The 16,668-nt window shown below is 28.0% G+C and carries 15 protein-coding genes, 1 pseudogene and 2 riboswitches; of the genes and pseudogenes, 2 read left to right on the top strand and 14 right to left on the bottom strand.

Annotated features, from left to right (window positions below; all coding sequences use genetic code 11):
- Positions 1-264 precede the first annotated feature (264 nt).
- From nrdG to KQI16_RS03080, 11 genes are all read right to left on the bottom strand, one after another.
- Positions 265-771 (bottom strand): anaerobic ribonucleoside-triphosphate reductase activating protein, encoded by a 507-nt coding sequence (gene nrdG, locus KQI16_RS03130; protein WP_216432149.1) that lies wholly within the window; start codon positions 769-771, stop codon positions 265-267.
- A 47-nt stretch (positions 772-818) separates the two neighbouring features.
- A complete protein-coding gene (nrdD, locus tag KQI16_RS03125) occupies positions 819-2,939 on the bottom strand; it encodes an anaerobic ribonucleoside-triphosphate reductase (RefSeq protein WP_216432197.1) in 2,121 nt (706 codons plus the stop codon).
- Positions 2,940-3,270: 331 nt separating this feature from the next.
- The gene (locus KQI16_RS03120) at positions 3,271-3,387 is read right to left on the bottom strand and encodes a cupin domain-containing protein (RefSeq protein WP_216432148.1); all 117 of its coding nucleotides are present in this window, start codon (positions 3,385-3,387) and stop codon (positions 3,271-3,273) included.
- A gap of 8 nt (positions 3,388-3,395) precedes the next feature.
- Positions 3,396-3,581, bottom strand: a complete 186-nt coding sequence (locus KQI16_RS03115) for a hypothetical protein (RefSeq protein WP_216432146.1) — start codon at positions 3,579-3,581, stop codon at positions 3,396-3,398.
- Positions 3,582-3,695: 114 nt separating this feature from the next.
- The gene (gene pepT, locus KQI16_RS03110; protein WP_216432145.1) at positions 3,696-4,916 is read right to left on the bottom strand and encodes a peptidase T; all 1,221 of its coding nucleotides are present in this window, start codon (positions 4,914-4,916) and stop codon (positions 3,696-3,698) included.
- A gap of 131 nt (positions 4,917-5,047) precedes the next feature.
- Positions 5,048-6,748 (bottom strand): FAD-dependent oxidoreductase, encoded by a 1,701-nt coding sequence (locus tag KQI16_RS03105; protein WP_216432143.1) that lies wholly within the window; start codon positions 6,746-6,748, stop codon positions 5,048-5,050.
- A gap of 27 nt (positions 6,749-6,775) precedes the next feature.
- Positions 6,776-7,096: a rhodanese-like domain-containing protein gene (locus KQI16_RS03100; RefSeq protein ID WP_216432142.1), complete on the bottom strand. Its 321-nt coding sequence runs from the start codon at positions 7,094-7,096 to the stop codon at positions 6,776-6,778.
- Between the two features lie 185 nt (positions 7,097-7,281).
- A complete protein-coding gene (locus KQI16_RS03095) occupies positions 7,282-7,464 on the bottom strand; it encodes a DUF1858 domain-containing protein (protein ID WP_216432140.1) in 183 nt (60 codons plus the stop codon).
- A 3-nt stretch (positions 7,465-7,467) separates the two neighbouring features.
- Positions 7,468-8,031, bottom strand: a complete 564-nt coding sequence (locus tag KQI16_RS03090; RefSeq protein ID WP_216432195.1) for a hemerythrin domain-containing protein — start codon at positions 8,029-8,031, stop codon at positions 7,468-7,470.
- Between the two features lie 9 nt (positions 8,032-8,040).
- Complete coding sequence (locus tag KQI16_RS03085) at positions 8,041-8,679, bottom strand: hypothetical protein (RefSeq protein ID WP_216432139.1); 639 nt, start codon at positions 8,677-8,679, stop codon at positions 8,041-8,043.
- Positions 8,680-8,790: 111 nt separating this feature from the next.
- Positions 8,791-9,570, bottom strand: coding sequence for a histidinol-phosphatase (locus tag KQI16_RS03080; protein ID WP_216432137.1), 780 nt, complete (start codon positions 9,568-9,570; stop codon positions 8,791-8,793).
- Between the two features lie 173 nt (positions 9,571-9,743).
- Between KQI16_RS03080 and ltaE the strand changes: the two genes are divergently transcribed.
- The gene (gene ltaE, locus KQI16_RS03075) at positions 9,744-10,784 is read left to right on the top strand and encodes a low-specificity L-threonine aldolase (RefSeq protein WP_216432135.1); all 1,041 of its coding nucleotides are present in this window, start codon (positions 9,744-9,746) and stop codon (positions 10,782-10,784) included.
- Between the two features lie 150 nt (positions 10,785-10,934).
- On the opposite strand, the pseudogene KQI16_RS03070 reads toward ltaE, so the two are convergent.
- From KQI16_RS03070 to KQI16_RS03060, 3 genes and pseudogenes are all read right to left on the bottom strand, one after another.
- A pseudogene (locus KQI16_RS03070) lies at positions 10,935-12,285 on the bottom strand (alanine/glycine:cation symporter family protein).
- 97 nt (positions 12,286-12,382) lie between these two features.
- A riboswitch (glycine riboswitch) is annotated at positions 12,383-12,459 on the bottom strand.
- 2 nt (positions 12,460-12,461) lie between these two features.
- A riboswitch (glycine riboswitch) is annotated at positions 12,462-12,536 on the bottom strand.
- A 223-nt stretch (positions 12,537-12,759) separates the two neighbouring features.
- Positions 12,760-15,108 (bottom strand): ABC transporter ATP-binding protein/permease, encoded by a 2,349-nt coding sequence (locus KQI16_RS03065; protein WP_216432134.1) that lies wholly within the window; start codon positions 15,106-15,108, stop codon positions 12,760-12,762.
- A 128-nt stretch (positions 15,109-15,236) separates the two neighbouring features.
- Positions 15,237-16,220, bottom strand: coding sequence for an alpha/beta hydrolase (locus KQI16_RS03060; protein WP_216432132.1), 984 nt, complete (start codon positions 16,218-16,220; stop codon positions 15,237-15,239).
- 177 nt (positions 16,221-16,397) lie between these two features.
- Here KQI16_RS03060 and KQI16_RS03055 point away from each other — a divergent pair, with 177 nt between their 5' ends.
- Entirely contained in the window at positions 16,398-16,553 is a 156-nt protein-coding gene (locus tag KQI16_RS03055; RefSeq protein ID WP_216432130.1) for a hypothetical protein, read from the top strand.
- The last annotated feature ends 115 nt before the right edge of the window (positions 16,554-16,668 follow it).

Here is a 16,668-nt window from a genome sequence, read left to right as displayed (position 1 = left end):
AATAATTAGAAACGTTTTCAAAGTTGATTTAAAAAATTATAGTCCCACCTTAATTTTAAGGTATCCCTATATTTATTTCCATATATTTTATATTTTTTGGATATTAGCACAAAATTATGATTTTCACAAATTTATGCTTATACAATCAATCCTTTATAAATATTACATTTCTATATAATTAATAGAAAATAAAAAATGTAAGTTTTTATCAATTTGATAATAACTTACATTTTCTATATACATATTTTTGTAAAAGCAAGTGTATTAATCTATTATATCTAATTCAATTACTTTGCCCTGCTTAATAGATTTCTTTACATCAATTACCCTTTGATTACTTGAGCCTCTATATTTTAAACTTATATTCCTTTTATCAATTTGAAATCTTCCATCAATTAATACATCTGTTAATAATAAAAGTTTTCTCTTTTTCTCATCTTTAATTATTTCTTCATACAAATATCCCGACCAAATCCAAATAGGTTTCCCAACTTCTTCTTTTAACCTTTTTAATAAATTATATAAATCATCATCTTTTGTTTGATCCATTGGTTCTCCACCTAAAATGTTAACACCTCTTATATTAGGATCTTTAGTATATTTAATAAACTCTTCTTCTAATTCATTAGTCCATTTGTTTCCATAATTAAAATTTTGTAATTCTTTATTAAAACACCCTATACAGCCATTTGTACATCCACTTACAAAAAGAGTTGTTCTTACATTTGGTCCATTACTTACATCAAACTTTCTTATTTTTGCATAATTCATTTATAAACCCTTCTTTATTATTAATTTTATAAATTAATAAATACTTTTTATAAATGAAGAACTCTATCTCCTATTTCTGCTGTTCTGCCTTTATTCCAATAATTTGTTCCTATATAACCACAAGTTCTTCTCATAACTTGCATTTCACTTTCATCTCTATTACCACAAGATGGACAATACCATTCTAGATTTTCATCAAGCTTTATTTCACCTGTATATCCACAAGAATAGCATATATCTGGTTTTGTATTTATTTCTGCATATTGTATGTTATGATAAATATAATTAATTACCTGTTCTATAGCTTCAAGGTTTCTTGTCATATCAGGAACCTCAATATAAGATATACATCCACCAAGACTTATATTATGGAATTGAGATTCAAATTTTAACTTACTAAAGGCATCTATCTCCTCACAAACATGGACATGATATGAATTTGTATAATACAGCCTGTCTGTTACATTTTTTATTATTCCAAACCTGCTTCTATCTATTTTACAAAATCTATATATTAGATTTTCTGCTGGAGTTCCATATAAACTAAAGCCTAATCCAGTTTCTTTTTTCCATCTTTGGCAGGCCTCATTCATATAATTCATTACCTCTAAGGCAAATTTTTCTCCTTCCTTTGTTGTATGACTTTTTCCAAGCATTGCTTGAACCATTTCATGTACCCCTACATACCCTAAAGATAAAGTTGAATATCCATTTTTAAGCAGTTTATCTATCTTCTCACCTTTTTTTAGCCTAGCAATTGCTCCATGCTGCCAATGAATTGGTGAAACATCTGAAGTTGTTCCAAGCAGCATATTATGTCTAATTAAAAGTGCTTCTTTACAAAGCTCAAGTCTTTTATCTAATATTTCCCAAAACAAATCCATATTCCCTTTAGCAATGATACCAATTTGAGGTAAATTTAAAGAAACAACCCCTTGATTAAATCTTCCATACCATTTATAATTTCCATTTTCATCTTTCCAAGGACTTAAGTGCGATCTACAACCCATTGGTGGGAAAGTATTTCCTTCATAATTTTTTCTCATAATTTTAGCTGATTGATAATCTGGAACTAATCTTTTTGCTGTACATTTTGCTGCTAGTTTTGTTATATAATCGTATTTTCCACCTTCTAAACAATTATGTTCATCTAAAAGATATACTAATTTAGGGAAGGCTTCTCCTATTTCTTGTCCCTTATAATTTTTCATTCCTTCTAATCTCTGCTTAATCATTTCTTCACATATTAAGGCCATTTCCTCTTCATAAGGATGTCCTACTTCTATTTCAAGATAAATTGTACTAAAAGGAGATTGTCCATTTGTTGTCTGTAAAGTAGATAACTGATATCTTATTGTTTGAACTCCATCTTTTAATTCTTTTAATTTCATATCCTTTGCTAAGGATCTAGCTAACTCATCATCTATATTTCTATCTTTAAATATCTTATAATATTTTTCTTCTGTAATTTTTAAAAATTTTGCCAAGTGCTTTATGGTAATACTTTGACCCCCATATTGATTACTTGCAACTTGTGCCATTATTTGAGTAGTTACAGTACATGCAGTGCTGAAGGATTTTGGAGATTCTACAAGCTTATCATTAATAACTGTTCCGTTATTCAGCATATCTTCTAAATTTATCAAGCAACAATTAAAAATATTAGAGAGAGTATAATCCATATCATGCCAATGTATTGCCCCTTCATCATGAGCTTGTACTATATGCGCAGGTATTAATCTTCTTCTTGATATATCCTTTGATACTTCTCCAGCAATAAGATCTCTTTGAGTTGCTGCAATAACTGAATTCTTATTAGAATTTTCCTTCATAACATCTTCATTTGTTTTATTTAAAAGATTTAAAATACTTTCATCTGTTGTATTAGTATTTCTTTTAAATTCTTGAACTGCTCTATATCCCTCATAAGCTTTTGCAGTAACTGCCTGTCCATAATATACCAGCCTATCATAAACATAAGATTCTATTTTATGTATTGTCGGAATTTCATCATTATTCCTAAAAAATTCTTCTGCATCATTTGAAATATTAATTGCTACATCTTCTAGATATATCCCACTACCATATTTCATTGCTTTTAAAATTGCTTCTTTTATTTTCCTTTTATCAAAATCTACCAAGCTGCCATCTCTTTTAATAACTTTCATTCCCAAACTTATTCCCCCAATATAAATTTTTATAATATCGAAGTAGATTATACACTAAAAAATTTTCTGCTGCATTTTCTTCAAATCTCATTTACCTAAAACAATTCTATACACTTCCTTTTTTCTCTATATACTATGATTTTTCTCTATAATTAATAAATTTTTCCTATATATATTGCATAGTAAATTTATAGAATACAATATATTGTGCAAAAACAAAGACAGCACCTATAAGCAACTATCCTAAAATACTGTCCTTTTAAAAATATTATAATATTAATCCTTATCTATATTAAGTCCTAACTTTTTCTCTATTAAATTTCCCTTTTCATCAATAATTTTTATTTTCCTTGATTTTATCCTCAGATAAATAACTTTGCTTAAAATATCCCCCTTCAATATGAGCTTCTAATCCTAATTTATCTATATAATATTCCGCAGTCTTCATATTAATTGTTAATACCTATCCTCTCTTACTAAATATTCATTTCCATCTTGATCATAGAAGGTAAAGATTGAACCGTAAGGCATCTTCATAAGATCATCAACTTTAACAACAAAACCGACTTTTTCTGTACAGAATTTCTTTACTTCTTCTTGATTTTCAACATAAATAGTTATTTTCCCTATTTTATTTATCACCTCTTTTTAATTAATTTCTCTTCTTTATTGTATCTTATATTTGCACATTTATTAAGTACACATTTAAAAAAATTCTTGAACTTAAAAAACGCCCCAAAAAGGGGCCTATTTATACTATTTATTTGCATAAGCTTTTATAATATTTATTATTACTTCTACTGCCTTTTCCATAGATTCTATCGGAATATATTCATATTTTCCATGAAAATTTTCTCCTCCAGCAAATATATTAGGTGTTGGAAGTCCCATAAAGGATAATCTAGCTCCATCAGTACCACCTCTAACAGCAGTTATTTTTGGAGTTATTCCAGAATCTATCATTGATTGCTTTGCAGTTTCAACTATATGCATAAGCGGTTCTATTTTTTCTCTCATATTTCTGTAAGATTCTTTAATGCTAAGCTCTACCGTTCCTTCACCATAAACTTCATTTAAACTTCTTGTAATATCCTCGAAATCCTTAATTCTTTCTTCAAATCCTTCAGTTGTAAAATCTCTAATTATATAATTTAAAGTAGTTTTTTCTACTGTTCCATTAATATCAGTTAAATGATTAAAACCTTCACGTCCTTCAGTTTTTTCAGGAACTTCTTCAAGAGGCAGTGCATTAATAAATTCATTAGCAACCATGATAGAATTAATCATTTTATTTTTTGCATAACCAGGATGAACATTAACACCATGAATTATAACTTTTGCTGATGCAGCATTGAAGTTTTCAAATTCAAGTTCTCCAATAGTTCCACCATCCATTGTATAAGCAAAATCAGCTCCAAAACCCTCTACATCAAAATGATCTGCTCCTTCTCCAATTTCTTCATCTGGAGTAAAAGCTATTTTTATTGTTCCATGCTTTATTTCAGGATTTTCAACTAAATATTCTATGGCAGTCATAATTTCAGCAATTCCAGCTTTATCATCTGCACCTAAAAGGGTTGTTCCATCTGTTGTAATAAGTCTTTGACCAACATAATTTTTTAATTCCTTTGAAAAACTTGGTGATAAAATATCAACATCATTTAACTTAATGTCTCCACCATCATAATTTTCTATTATCTGAGGCTTAACATTTTTTCCAGAATAATCTGGTGCTGTATCCATATGGGCTATAAAACCTATAGTCGGTATATCTTTATCAATATTACTTTCTAAAGTTGCATAAACATATCCGTATTCACTTATTCTAGCATCTTTAAGACCTAATTTTTTTAACTCGTCATATAGCTTTTCAGCTAAAACTAACTGCTCCTTTGTACTTGGTGTTGTTCCAGTAGTTTCATCAGACTTAGTATTTATCTTTACATATTCTAAAAATCTTTCTTCAACTTTTTTCATATTTATCCTCTTTTCTATTTTTATTTCTTTTTTAATATTACCATATTCTCGCATTTTACAACAACTTTCATATAAAAATAAAAGCTGCTTTCAATTATAGAAATCAGCTTTTATCAAAACTTGAATTATTACTATTTAAAATTATATTTTGTAACTATAGGTTCTCTATTTAATACTTTATCATTAAAATATTCATAATAAGATAAAGCTAAAAAGCTTCCGGTTATATTGATTACATTATCAAAACCTAAGTTCTTTAAAGCAACTGCTGCATTATAGCTTCTTTGTCCTGTTCTGCAATGAAGATAAACTGGTTTATCCTTTGGAATTTCCTTATATCTTACTCTTAATTCACTTAAAGGAATATTTACTGTACCTTTTATATGACCATTTTCATATTCCATTCTTTCTCTTACATCAACTATAAAAGCATTGTTTTCTACCAATTCCCTTAACTTATCCACATTAATTTGCTTAAAATCTCCATTTGAAATATTTCCTGCTATATAACCTGCATAATTTACAACATCCTTTGCTGTACTGTATGGTGGAGCATAAGATAATTCTAAATCTTGTAAATCCTCAATTGTTCCACCCATTTTTATTAATGTTGCTATTATGTCTATTCTCTTTGCTGCATCTCCTCTTCCAATTGCTTGTGCACCTAATACTTTCCCTGTTTCAACTTCATATAAAAGCTTAAAATGCATTGGAGCTGCATCTGGCATAATTCCAACCTTATCGTTTGCAATTAGCCTTACAATATCATAATTTATCTTTATATTTGAGGCTTTAATTAAATTTTCATTTAAACCAGTAGCTGCAGCATTTAAACTAAAAACTTTAATGGCAGAAGAGCCTATATATCCTTTATTTAAAACTTTTCTTCCATTAATATGATCTGCAGCTGCTCTTGCCTGCTTTAAGGCCGGACCTGCTAAAGAAAGTTTAAAATAATCATGAGTTAAGGCATTATAAACTTCAATTGCATCTCCTATTGCATAAATATCTCTATCACTAGTTCTATAATTTCTATCAACCTTTATAGCACCTGTTTTTCCTATTTCAAGTCCTGCCTCCTTAGCTAAGCTTGTTTCTGGTATTACACCTATAGCCAATACAACTGCTTTTGTATTAATTTCTCTTCCAGATTCTAATATAACTTTATTTCTATCAAAAGCTTTAACCTTATCATTAACTATTAAATCCACATCATTGTCATAAATTTCCTTATGAAGAATTTGTACCATATCATAATCAAAATTCCTTAAAATTTGTTCTGAACCTTCAACTAAAGTAACCTTATATCCAGCTTCCCTTAAATTTTCGGCAGTTTCTACCCCTATAAACCCCCCGCCAATTACTGTAATATCTTTTCTATCTAATTTTTTTACAAAACTATTTAATTTATCTATATCCACAACATTTCTAATTGTAAATATTTTTACCTTTTCAATACCTTCTATTTTAGGAACTATTGGTTTTGCTCCTGGTGATAAAATTAATTTATCATATTTTTCTTTATATACCTCATTTCTTGTATAATCTCTAACTTCTACTGACTTATTCTTTCTATCTATTGATATTACCTCTGAATTTACTCTAACATCAATATTATATTGAACCTTAAACTTTTCTGGACTCATAAGTACAAGTTTATCAGCATCTTCAATAATCCCACTTAAATGATATGGAAGTGAACAATTTGAAAAAGAAACATGAGGTCCTTTTTCAAAAATAATTATTTCGTCTTCTTCACTATGCCTTCTTAATCTTGCTGCAGCTGAGGCTCCTCCTGCTACTCCCCCAACGATCAATATCTTCTTTTTCATAGCTAATCCTCCTACTAAAGTATTATTTTATTCTCTATATTTTCCTAAGTATGAACCAACTCCACCAGAAACATTTACAACATTATACCCCTTTGCCCTTAAAGAACTACAAGTTCTAGCACTTCTTCCTCCAGATTGACAGACTATATAATACTCCTTATCTTTTTTCAAATATTTATCTGTATTATTTAATAGTTCATTCATTGGAATATTTTTAGAAGTCCTTATTCTTCCTCTATTATACTCATATTTTTCTCTTATATCTATTAAATCAATTTTTTCTATTAAATTATCAAGATCGTTCACATTAATTGCTTTATTTATATCTTTTTTAAATATTCCAAACATTTTCTCACTCCTATTTAACTTTCTCTGTAGTATTATCATAGTATAAAATTTAATTTTTTTATGTAACTATGTTACATTGTTATTTATTATTTGTATTTAACTTTTCATTTATTATAAACAGGTTTAAAAAATAAAAGGACCTGTATCTACAGATCCTTTTATTTTTAAATATATTATAGATTTAATTATCTATTTAAAGCTTCTAATAGTTGTTCTAAATTTAATCCATGAACTTGTGCTGCATCTTCTAAAGATTCTGCTTGTGATGATGGACATCCAATACATCCCATTCCAAAGCTCATTAATATTTTATCAGCATCTTCCTTTACTCTAAGAATTTCTCCTATAGTCATGTCCTTTGTTATCATTTATTATTCCTCCATTTCAATTTCATATTTTTTCACTAAATCTGTTAAAATATCTAAATATTTTTTTGCTTCTTCAATTGTTTCTTCTTCAAAGCTTTCACATTCTTCATTAATTTTTTCAAGGGTTTCTGCCTTTAATTGTCTTCTTGCAAAATTATATATTACATTATCTTCTTTATGAATATGATCCTTTAATAAATTAGTGTATCCTACTGCATTTGCAACTATATCTAATTTGGCTTCTTCTTTTCCTTCTTTTAAATCCTTTAAGGCTTCATCAAGTCTTCTTATAAATAATCTTCCCCAATCATGTTCAACAAGCATACCTTGATTTACTACTTTTTCAGCAGTTGGTCCAATTTCCTCAACCATTTTATTAAATAAATAATCCTCTTCTTTCTTATGATGATGCTTATCGGCATAATTTCTTATAAAATCAATAATCTTATCAAATTCATTAAAATTTACTTCTCCACCATTCATTATATCAAGAGAAACTTTTCTAACTATCTTTAGCATAAGCTTAATATTTTTATGCTCTTCTACCATTAAATTAATAGCATCCATCATCTTCACCTACCTTATTTTTTCTATTACCATTTCAGTTTCAGATAACTTTCTATATTGGAAGTTAGCATTTACTTCTTCAACAAAAGTTTTTATCCATAAATCTCTTAATCCATAGAAATAATTTACATCGATATTTTTATCTTCCCAAATATCTTTGTGAACACAAATTCTTCTTTCCCATAGAACTTTGTCTTCTTCATGCTCTATTATTAAATTAACTCTATCACAAGGCATACCATCTAAAATATAGTCATTTACTAAATTATAAATAGCTATTGCATCCTCTGCTGCTTTATTATTTCCCTTAACTTCTTCTGCAGCAGCAGTTCCTTGGCTTATATAGATTTCTTCTATTTTTTCATTAATGTCTTCAATTTTTAATAATTCCGCAGTTAATGCTGAAAGTCTATTTTCAGCTATTGTTATCCTATCTTGTAACCAACCATGAATATTTCCTTGATCTATAATTTCTTCTAAGGGTCTATTTTCAACTTTCCTACCATATCTTTCATCTAACTTTTTTAAAATTTCTTCTGTATTTAATCCTTCATTTTTTGCAAGTTTTTCTAGTTCTACTTCTAAATTTTGAAACCATATTATTTTATTAAACATCCAGTAATGTATTTTACCTAAAAATAAACTCATAAGCTTCCTCCATACTATTTTCATTTAATATTCTTAATGTGTATTTAGAATACCATAAATAACTTAGTATTTCGGTAACAATAGTTACACTTCTAAAATAATAATACTTTTTTATAAATTTAATTTTTCTATTACATCTATTTTAATTTCCTTAACAAAGTTTAATCCCCATTCCATATTTTCAAAATTTAATGGATTATGAGCATCAACTCCAATTATTCTTTTAACATTATATTCTTTAGATAATTCCCAAAACTCTTTTATGGGATATGCATATCTTTCTCCTAAATTATATCTAACCATAGGTCTTCTAATTCCGTTTATATTTATTTCTATGGGCATATCTAATTTTTCAGCAGTTTCTAATATTCTTCTTGAAGCATTAATTGTATTTTCATCCCAATTTCTATAGCTTATCCCAAAAAGATCTGGATGTGCTAAATAATCAAATTTCCTGCTTTCCATTGATTTTATTACATAATCTGTATAAACTTTTAAACTTTCTTCATTTAAGTTAATATCTCCTACATAATACCATTTATTCTTGTATGGAAAAAAATGAACTCCTAAGATTAAATATTCTACCTTATATTTCTCTCTTAGCTCTTTATAAAGCCAATCATAATCTTCAAAATACTCACATTCCATTCCCTTCATTATAGAAATTTCATTTTTATATTTATTTTTTGCTTCATCTATTTCTTTAAAATATTCAACTAATTCTTCATATTTCATTCTACTTACATTATCAATATTTTTACCTGGATGGGGCATATGATCTGATAAACCAATTTCATCATATTCATTTTTTATCGCCTCAATAATATAATCTTTAACATTTCCTACTGCATGATTACATCTAAAATTATGTGTATGATAGTTAGTTTTCATTTTTCATCAATCCTTTTTATTTATGTAATATTATCATTTATATAATATCATAACTATAGATTATATCCAATCAGCTCATTCAATTCAGAATTCTAACAATATTTTCTATATATTTTACCAATTAATTTCATTATAATATAATAGAATTAATTGTTGTAAAAGGAGCGTTATCAATGAAAAATTTTATAGATTTAAGAAGTGATACAGTTACTCTACAGCCAGATTTTATGAAAGAAGCTATGTTTAAGGCAGAAGTTGGTGATGATGTATATGGTGATGATACTACTATTAATGAATTAGAAAAATTAGCTGCAGAAATTGTTGGAAAAGAAGCAGCATTATTTGTTCCTTCTGGTACCTTTGGAAACCAGCTAGCATTATTTACTCACTGCAAAAGGGGCAGCGAAGTTATTTTAGCTGATTCTAATCATATTGTTGTTCATGAAGTTGGTGCAAGTGCTATAATTGCAGGCGTCCAGCTTAGGACAATAGAAACTCTAAATGGAGTTATTACAAAAGAAGATATTGAAAAAAGAATCAGATTTGAAGAAGAAGATATCCATTTCCCTTCAACTTCTTTAATATGTATTGAAAATGCTCATTCAAGTGGAAATGTTCTATCTCTTGAAAATATGGAGGAAATATATAAAACTGCTAAAAAATATAATTTACCTGTCCATTTAGACGGAGCCAGAGTTTTTAATGCAGCTACATATTTAAATGTTGATGTTAAAGAAATCGCCAAATACTGTGATTCTGTTATGTTCTGTCTTTCTAAGGGATTGTGTGCACCAGTTGGATCTATTTTAGCTGGAGATACTGAATTTATAAAAAAAGCAAGAAAGAAAAGAAAAATTTTAGGAGGCGGACTAAGACAAGCAGGTTATTTAGCAGCTGCTGGTATAATAGCCTTAAAAGATATGACTAAAAGATTAAAGGATGATCATGATAATGCTAAGTTCCTTGCAGAAGAATTAAATAAAATCCCAGAAATAACTGTAGATTTAAATAATGTAAAAATTAATATGGTTTTCTTTAAATTTAATAAAAAAATTAATACTGAAGCCTTAAGTGAATATTTTATAAAAAATGGAATCAAAATCAACTATTCAGAAAATGGTAAATTAAGATTTGTAACTCACTACTGGATAACAAGAAAAGATATTTATAAAATAATACAAACCATGAAGGATTTCTTAGCAAATTCTTTATAATATAAATATAAAGAAAAACTACTGAGATATAGAGATATTGATTTATTAGATATCCCTAATTTAACCAAATCTCTTATCTTAGTAGTTTTAAAAATTAATATTTCTTTACTTATTATTTTCCTTCTTTAACATATCTATCTAAACTAATCTTTATTTTTCCTTTAGTTTTTCTAAATAAATGTTTGTTTCACTAACAATTACTTCTCTGAGACCTATGAGACCTATTAAATTAGGTATAGCCATAAGTCCATTTACTATATCAGCTATTCCTAATATTAATCCTAGAGGTAAAAAAGATCCAATTGCCACAAGAACTATAAATATAATTTTATAAGGTTTAATTGCTTTTACTCCAGCAAGATATTCTATACATCTTTCTCCATAATAATTCCATCCAATTATAGTTGTAAAAGCAAAGAAAATAAGGCCTAGGTTAACTATATATACTCCTAAATTACCAAGTGGAATACCAGTTTTAAAAGCAGCTGTTGTCAAAGCAGCTCCTTCTAAATTTCCTTCATAAATACCTGTTAAAATGATTACTATTCCTGTCATTGTACATACTACCATTGTATCAATAAAAGTTCCAGTCATTGATACTAATCCTTGCCTTGCTGGAGACTTTGTCTTTGCAGCAGCCGCAGCTATAGGTGCTGAACCAAGTCCTGATTCATTAGAAAATAATCCCCTGCTAACCCCACTTCTCATTGCAGTTAAAATAGTAATTCCTATTGATCCACCTAAAACTGCTTTTGGCTTAAAAGCGCCTAAAAGAATTAACTTTATTGCTTCTGGTATTTTTTCTAAATTAAGAACTAATACTATTATTGCTCCAATACCATAAAGAATTGCCATAAAAGGAACTATCTTTTCAGATACACTTGCTATTCTTTTAATACCACCTAATGTAACTAAGGCAACAATTATTGTAATTATGGCAGCTGTTACTACTAGGGGTATATTAAAAGTTAACTTAACAGCCTCAGATATAGATTTAACTTGTCCAAATGTACCTATTCCAAGCAAAGCTACTCCCACCCCAAATACAGCAAAGATCTTTGCAAGCCATCTTAAACCAAGACCCTTTTTCTATATAATACATAGGACCTCCTGACATTTCTCCATTTTCGTCTTTTTCTCTATATTTTATGGCAAGTAATCCTTCTGAATATTTAGTTGCCATTCCAAAAAAAGCAGCAACTAACATCCAAAATAATGATCCTGGTCCTCCAGTTTTAATGGCAGCAGCTACTCCAACAATATTGCCTGTACCAATTGTAGCTGATAAAGCTGTACATAATGCTCCAAAACTACTTACCTCTCCAATTAGTTCTTTACTTTCATTCTCTTCCTTTTCAAAAATATACCTTATAGCTAAAGGAAGCTTAAATACTTGTATAAATCTAAGCTTAAATGTAAGATAAATTCCTGTCCCTACTAATAAAATTAAAAATGGAGGTCCAAGTAATACAACTCCTATCTGTTTTACTACTAGCTCCATCTTTTCTAAAATTTCTAGCATAAAAAAATCCTCCTTAATATTTTAATTATGGAGGAGAATAGCTAAAAAGCCTATATATTTATAAACCTATACCATTCCCCTGTCCTTTTACCTGAGAGTTTAAGTAATATAATTACTTTGCTCCTTCGGTGCTCTTTCGAGTCTCTCCAAGGGTTCGTCCAATAGCGGTCCTTTTACCTGAAAGATTTACTTCTTCGGTGGGCAATATACCTCTCTCCCACTATCTTCATCCGAACATATTTAATTTTTATTGAATTATACATTAATATTAGGCTAAATGCAATATAATTTTAAAACACAAGGCATATTTTTATTATTTTTTCAAAATACCATTTAAAATATTACAAAATTATAAAAAGACTATGTAAAAAAAGAGAATAATTTTTTTACATAGTCTCACTTTTAGCTTTTTATCTAACTAAAAATCTAGTTTTTATGTATTATAAATTGAAGTTACTCGCTTCTTAATGCTTCTACTGGATCTTTCTTTGCTGCATTCTTTGCAGGGATAAATCCGCCAAGCATAGTTAAAAAAACACTAATTATTAAAAGTAATATTGCATGAACTGGGTTTAAAACTGCTACATTTTCTAAATCGGTTAATCTATACAATATTCTATTTGTTGGGAAAGTTAAAAGCCAAGCTATAAATATTCCAAGAAATCCTGAAAGAGATCCAATTATAAAAGTTTCAGCATTAAACACTCTTGATATATCTTTCTTTCTTGCACCTAAAGCCCTTAAAACACCTATTTCCTTTGTTCTCTCTAAAACAGATATAGATGTAATTATTCCAACCATTATTAAAGAAACTACTAAAGATATGGCAGCAAATGCTATAAGAACCATGGTTATTGCATCCATTATTCCACTTGATAAACTTACAATTGTACTTGCCATATCATTGTAAATTATCATATCATCTTTTTCTTTTCCTTCATTCCATTTATCTAAATAAGCTACTATTTCATCTTTTGTTGTAAAATCCTTTGGATATAAAGTTATCATATAAGGAACCTCAGTTGCCCCTAAAGACGCTAGAATATTTTCTTTAGTATTTAAACTTGAACTTTCCATCATCATTTGACTGCCCTTTGATGTTGAAAAACTTTCTCCAGTAAAAACATTATAATCTGCAGCTAATTGAGCCTTAACTACTTCTGAATTTTTTGCATTTTCAATAAAACTTTTACTTAGCTCATCTGAATATGCTAAGCCACTTTGTAAAACTGGAATACTTACATCTTTTTTAAGCCTTAAAATACCAGAAATCTTTAATGAAATAGAATTTTCATCATTATAAAGACTGCTCATATCACTAGGACTTGCTGCTAATGTAAAGTAATTTCCAACCTTTTTATAATAGTCATCATTTTGCACTGCTTTTATTTCATAACCTACTATATCTTTAAAATCTATCTCTTCTACACTGCTGTCTATTCCCAGAGCATCTAAGACCTTAGTGTCAACTTTGTTATATTCATCAACTATTAATATTAAATCATTCATTGTTTTAGGATAACTTCCATATAATAAATCATAATTTTTTACTAAATATTCTTGTTCATTTTCGCCTGTACTTATTGGATATGAGGAAAGATTTAAATCTTGTGCATTTATTGTTGTTGCAACACCATCTACCATCTTTAATAAATTCATATTTACTAAACGAGTATAAGATAAACCTGATAATAAGTTTTTATCTATATCTTCAATATAATCTACATAATCCTTAGTTATAATATTTTTATGGGTATGAGTATTTTCCTCCCTATTATATGGATAAATAACTTCTGTATCTGGATATTTCCCTTCATCTTCTTCCAAACCAAGAGCCTTATTTCGTTCTCTCTTCATATCGTTAAAATCTATTTCTGTTGTAGTTTGAGTAATCATTATAGGAAAGCCTGATAAAGTTTCTGTTTCAAATATATCTATTTGCTTATCAAAACCATTTGATAAAGATAATATCAAAGCTATTCCTATAATTCCTATACTTGAAGCAAAAGCGGTAAGAAAAGTCCTCATCTTTTTTGTTCTAATATTCATTCCTGATATTTTTAAGGCAGTTAAAAAACTCATACTTGTTTTTTTAAGATTATATAATAAATCACTTTTTTCTTCTTCTAAAGGATTAGAATCTGAAATTACTCTTCCATCTCTAAATTCTATTATTCTATCTGAATACTTATTTGCCAGTTCTGGATTATGAGTAACCATAATAACAAGCTTATCTTTTGCTATATCCTTTATAAGTTCCATAATTTGAATGCTTGTTTTAGTATCTAAAGCTCCTGTAGGCTCATCAGCTAGAATAATATCAGGATCGTTAGCTAAAGCCCTTGCAATTGCAACTCTCTGCATCTGTCCACCTGATAATTGATTTGGCCTTTTATGAATATGATCTTTTAAACCTACCCTTTCTAAGGCTTCCTTAGCTTTTCTATGCCTTTCTTTTGCAGATACTCCGCTTAATGTCATTCCAATTTCAACATTATCAAGAACAGTTAAATGATTTATTAAATTATAACTTTGAAAGATAAAGCCTATACTATTATTTCTATAAGCATCCCACTCAGAATTTTTGAAATTTTTTGTTGATTTTCCATTAATTATTAGATCCCCACTATCATATCTATCTAAACCTCCAATGATATTTAAGCAAGTAGTTTTACCTGAACCACTAGGTCCCAAAATAGAAACAAACTCTTTTTCCCTAAAATTTAAATTGACACCATCTAAAGCTACTTGTTTAAATTCACCTGTTATATAAGATTTTGTTATATTTTTAAGTGATAACATTCCATTCCTCCTGTAAAAAAATATATTATAGATTATACACTTCTTTTCAATTTTATATATGGATATTTACAATATGTTAACTATATTTTTACAAAAAAATGGCTGATTAAACAGCCATTAAGATATTTTTATAAATTATCAATAATAAACTTAAATATATTTATGCCAATATCTTTAATATTCTCCTGATTAAAATCTGAAAAATCATGACTTGTTCCTTCTAAAGTTAATATTTTTACTTTATTCTTTGTATTAACTAATTTTTTATATAAAGTTTCTGCATTTTTATAAGGAACTAAATTATCATCAGTACTATGAATTATTAAAGTATTAGGTTCTCCTGCTCCTATATGATTTATTGGACTATATTCCTTTAAAATTTCTTCTTTCTTATCTCCTAAAGAATTTATTATTTCCTTAAAAGTGCTGTCAGCATTGCTTATGTCTAAAGTACTTAAATCAGTTGGTCCAAATAAATCTATTAGGTATTTTATATCAGAATCGTAATTCATTAAATCTCTATCATCTATAAAATCATCCTTTTCACTATAAGCAGCCATCATAGCTAAATGAGCTCCAGAAGAAACTCCTATAATTCCTATATTATCTGTATCAAAATTATATATTTCTCTATTTTTATTTATCCATCTTATCGTATCTTTTATATCACATATCTGCTTATAAAAGATTACTTCATCCTTCATAAGTTCATACTGAGTGCTTATTATAGTAAAGCCTTCTTCCCTAAAAAAATCTAAAATAGGCTGCATAAACTTTGGAATATCATTAGTTCCATATGCCCAGCTTCCACCATGAACATATATTAATACTGGTGAAGTAGCTCTTTTTAATTTCTTAGGACCATATATATCTAACGTTAATGGAACATTATTAGTATTTTTATATTCAATAGCATTATAATCAACAGTTATTAATTCCCTAATCTCTTCTTTATCCAAATTAGTGTCTATTGCAGTATTTTCTTCTGTAATATTTTTATATTTTTGATAAGCATGAAAATAAGTTGTAATTTTATCTTTTGATAAATAAAATCCAACAAGCAAAAAGCTTACAATAATAGTTGGAATAATTACTTTATATTTTCTTTTCATATACCATCCCTTAAATTTCTAATTCTTTATAATTAAATAAATTTAATAATAGCAATAAAATATACTATAATAATAGTATAATATTAGGTTTTATTTATATACAATAACGATATATATTATTTAATAATATATTTATAATTATGTAATAAACTTAATAAAATTTTTTTGGAGGAAAGCATGAAAAAATTACTATCTATTATTTTAATCCCTCTCTTACTATTTATTTCAATAATTTCAACCGGATGTACACAAAAACAAGATATTAATAAAGAAAATAATATTAAAGAGGAAAACGTTGATAAAAAACCAGATCCTCAAGAAAATAATAGATAGTAATTTTTTCATGCTTTCCTCCAAAAAAATGCATAGCCGCTGAGCTTCACATTTCCTATCCGCATCATGTTCAACCGCGGCGGCGGGTACGTCTGCTGACCAGTACACCGACGAT

The sequence above is a fragment of the Caproiciproducens sp. MSJ-32 genome (assembly GCF_018918055.1).
Classification (GTDB): domain Bacteria; phylum Bacillota; class Clostridia; order Clostridiales; family Clostridiaceae; genus Clostridium.
Note: the sequence above shows the minus strand (reverse complement) of the source record. Positions and strands in the feature narration are given on the sequence as shown.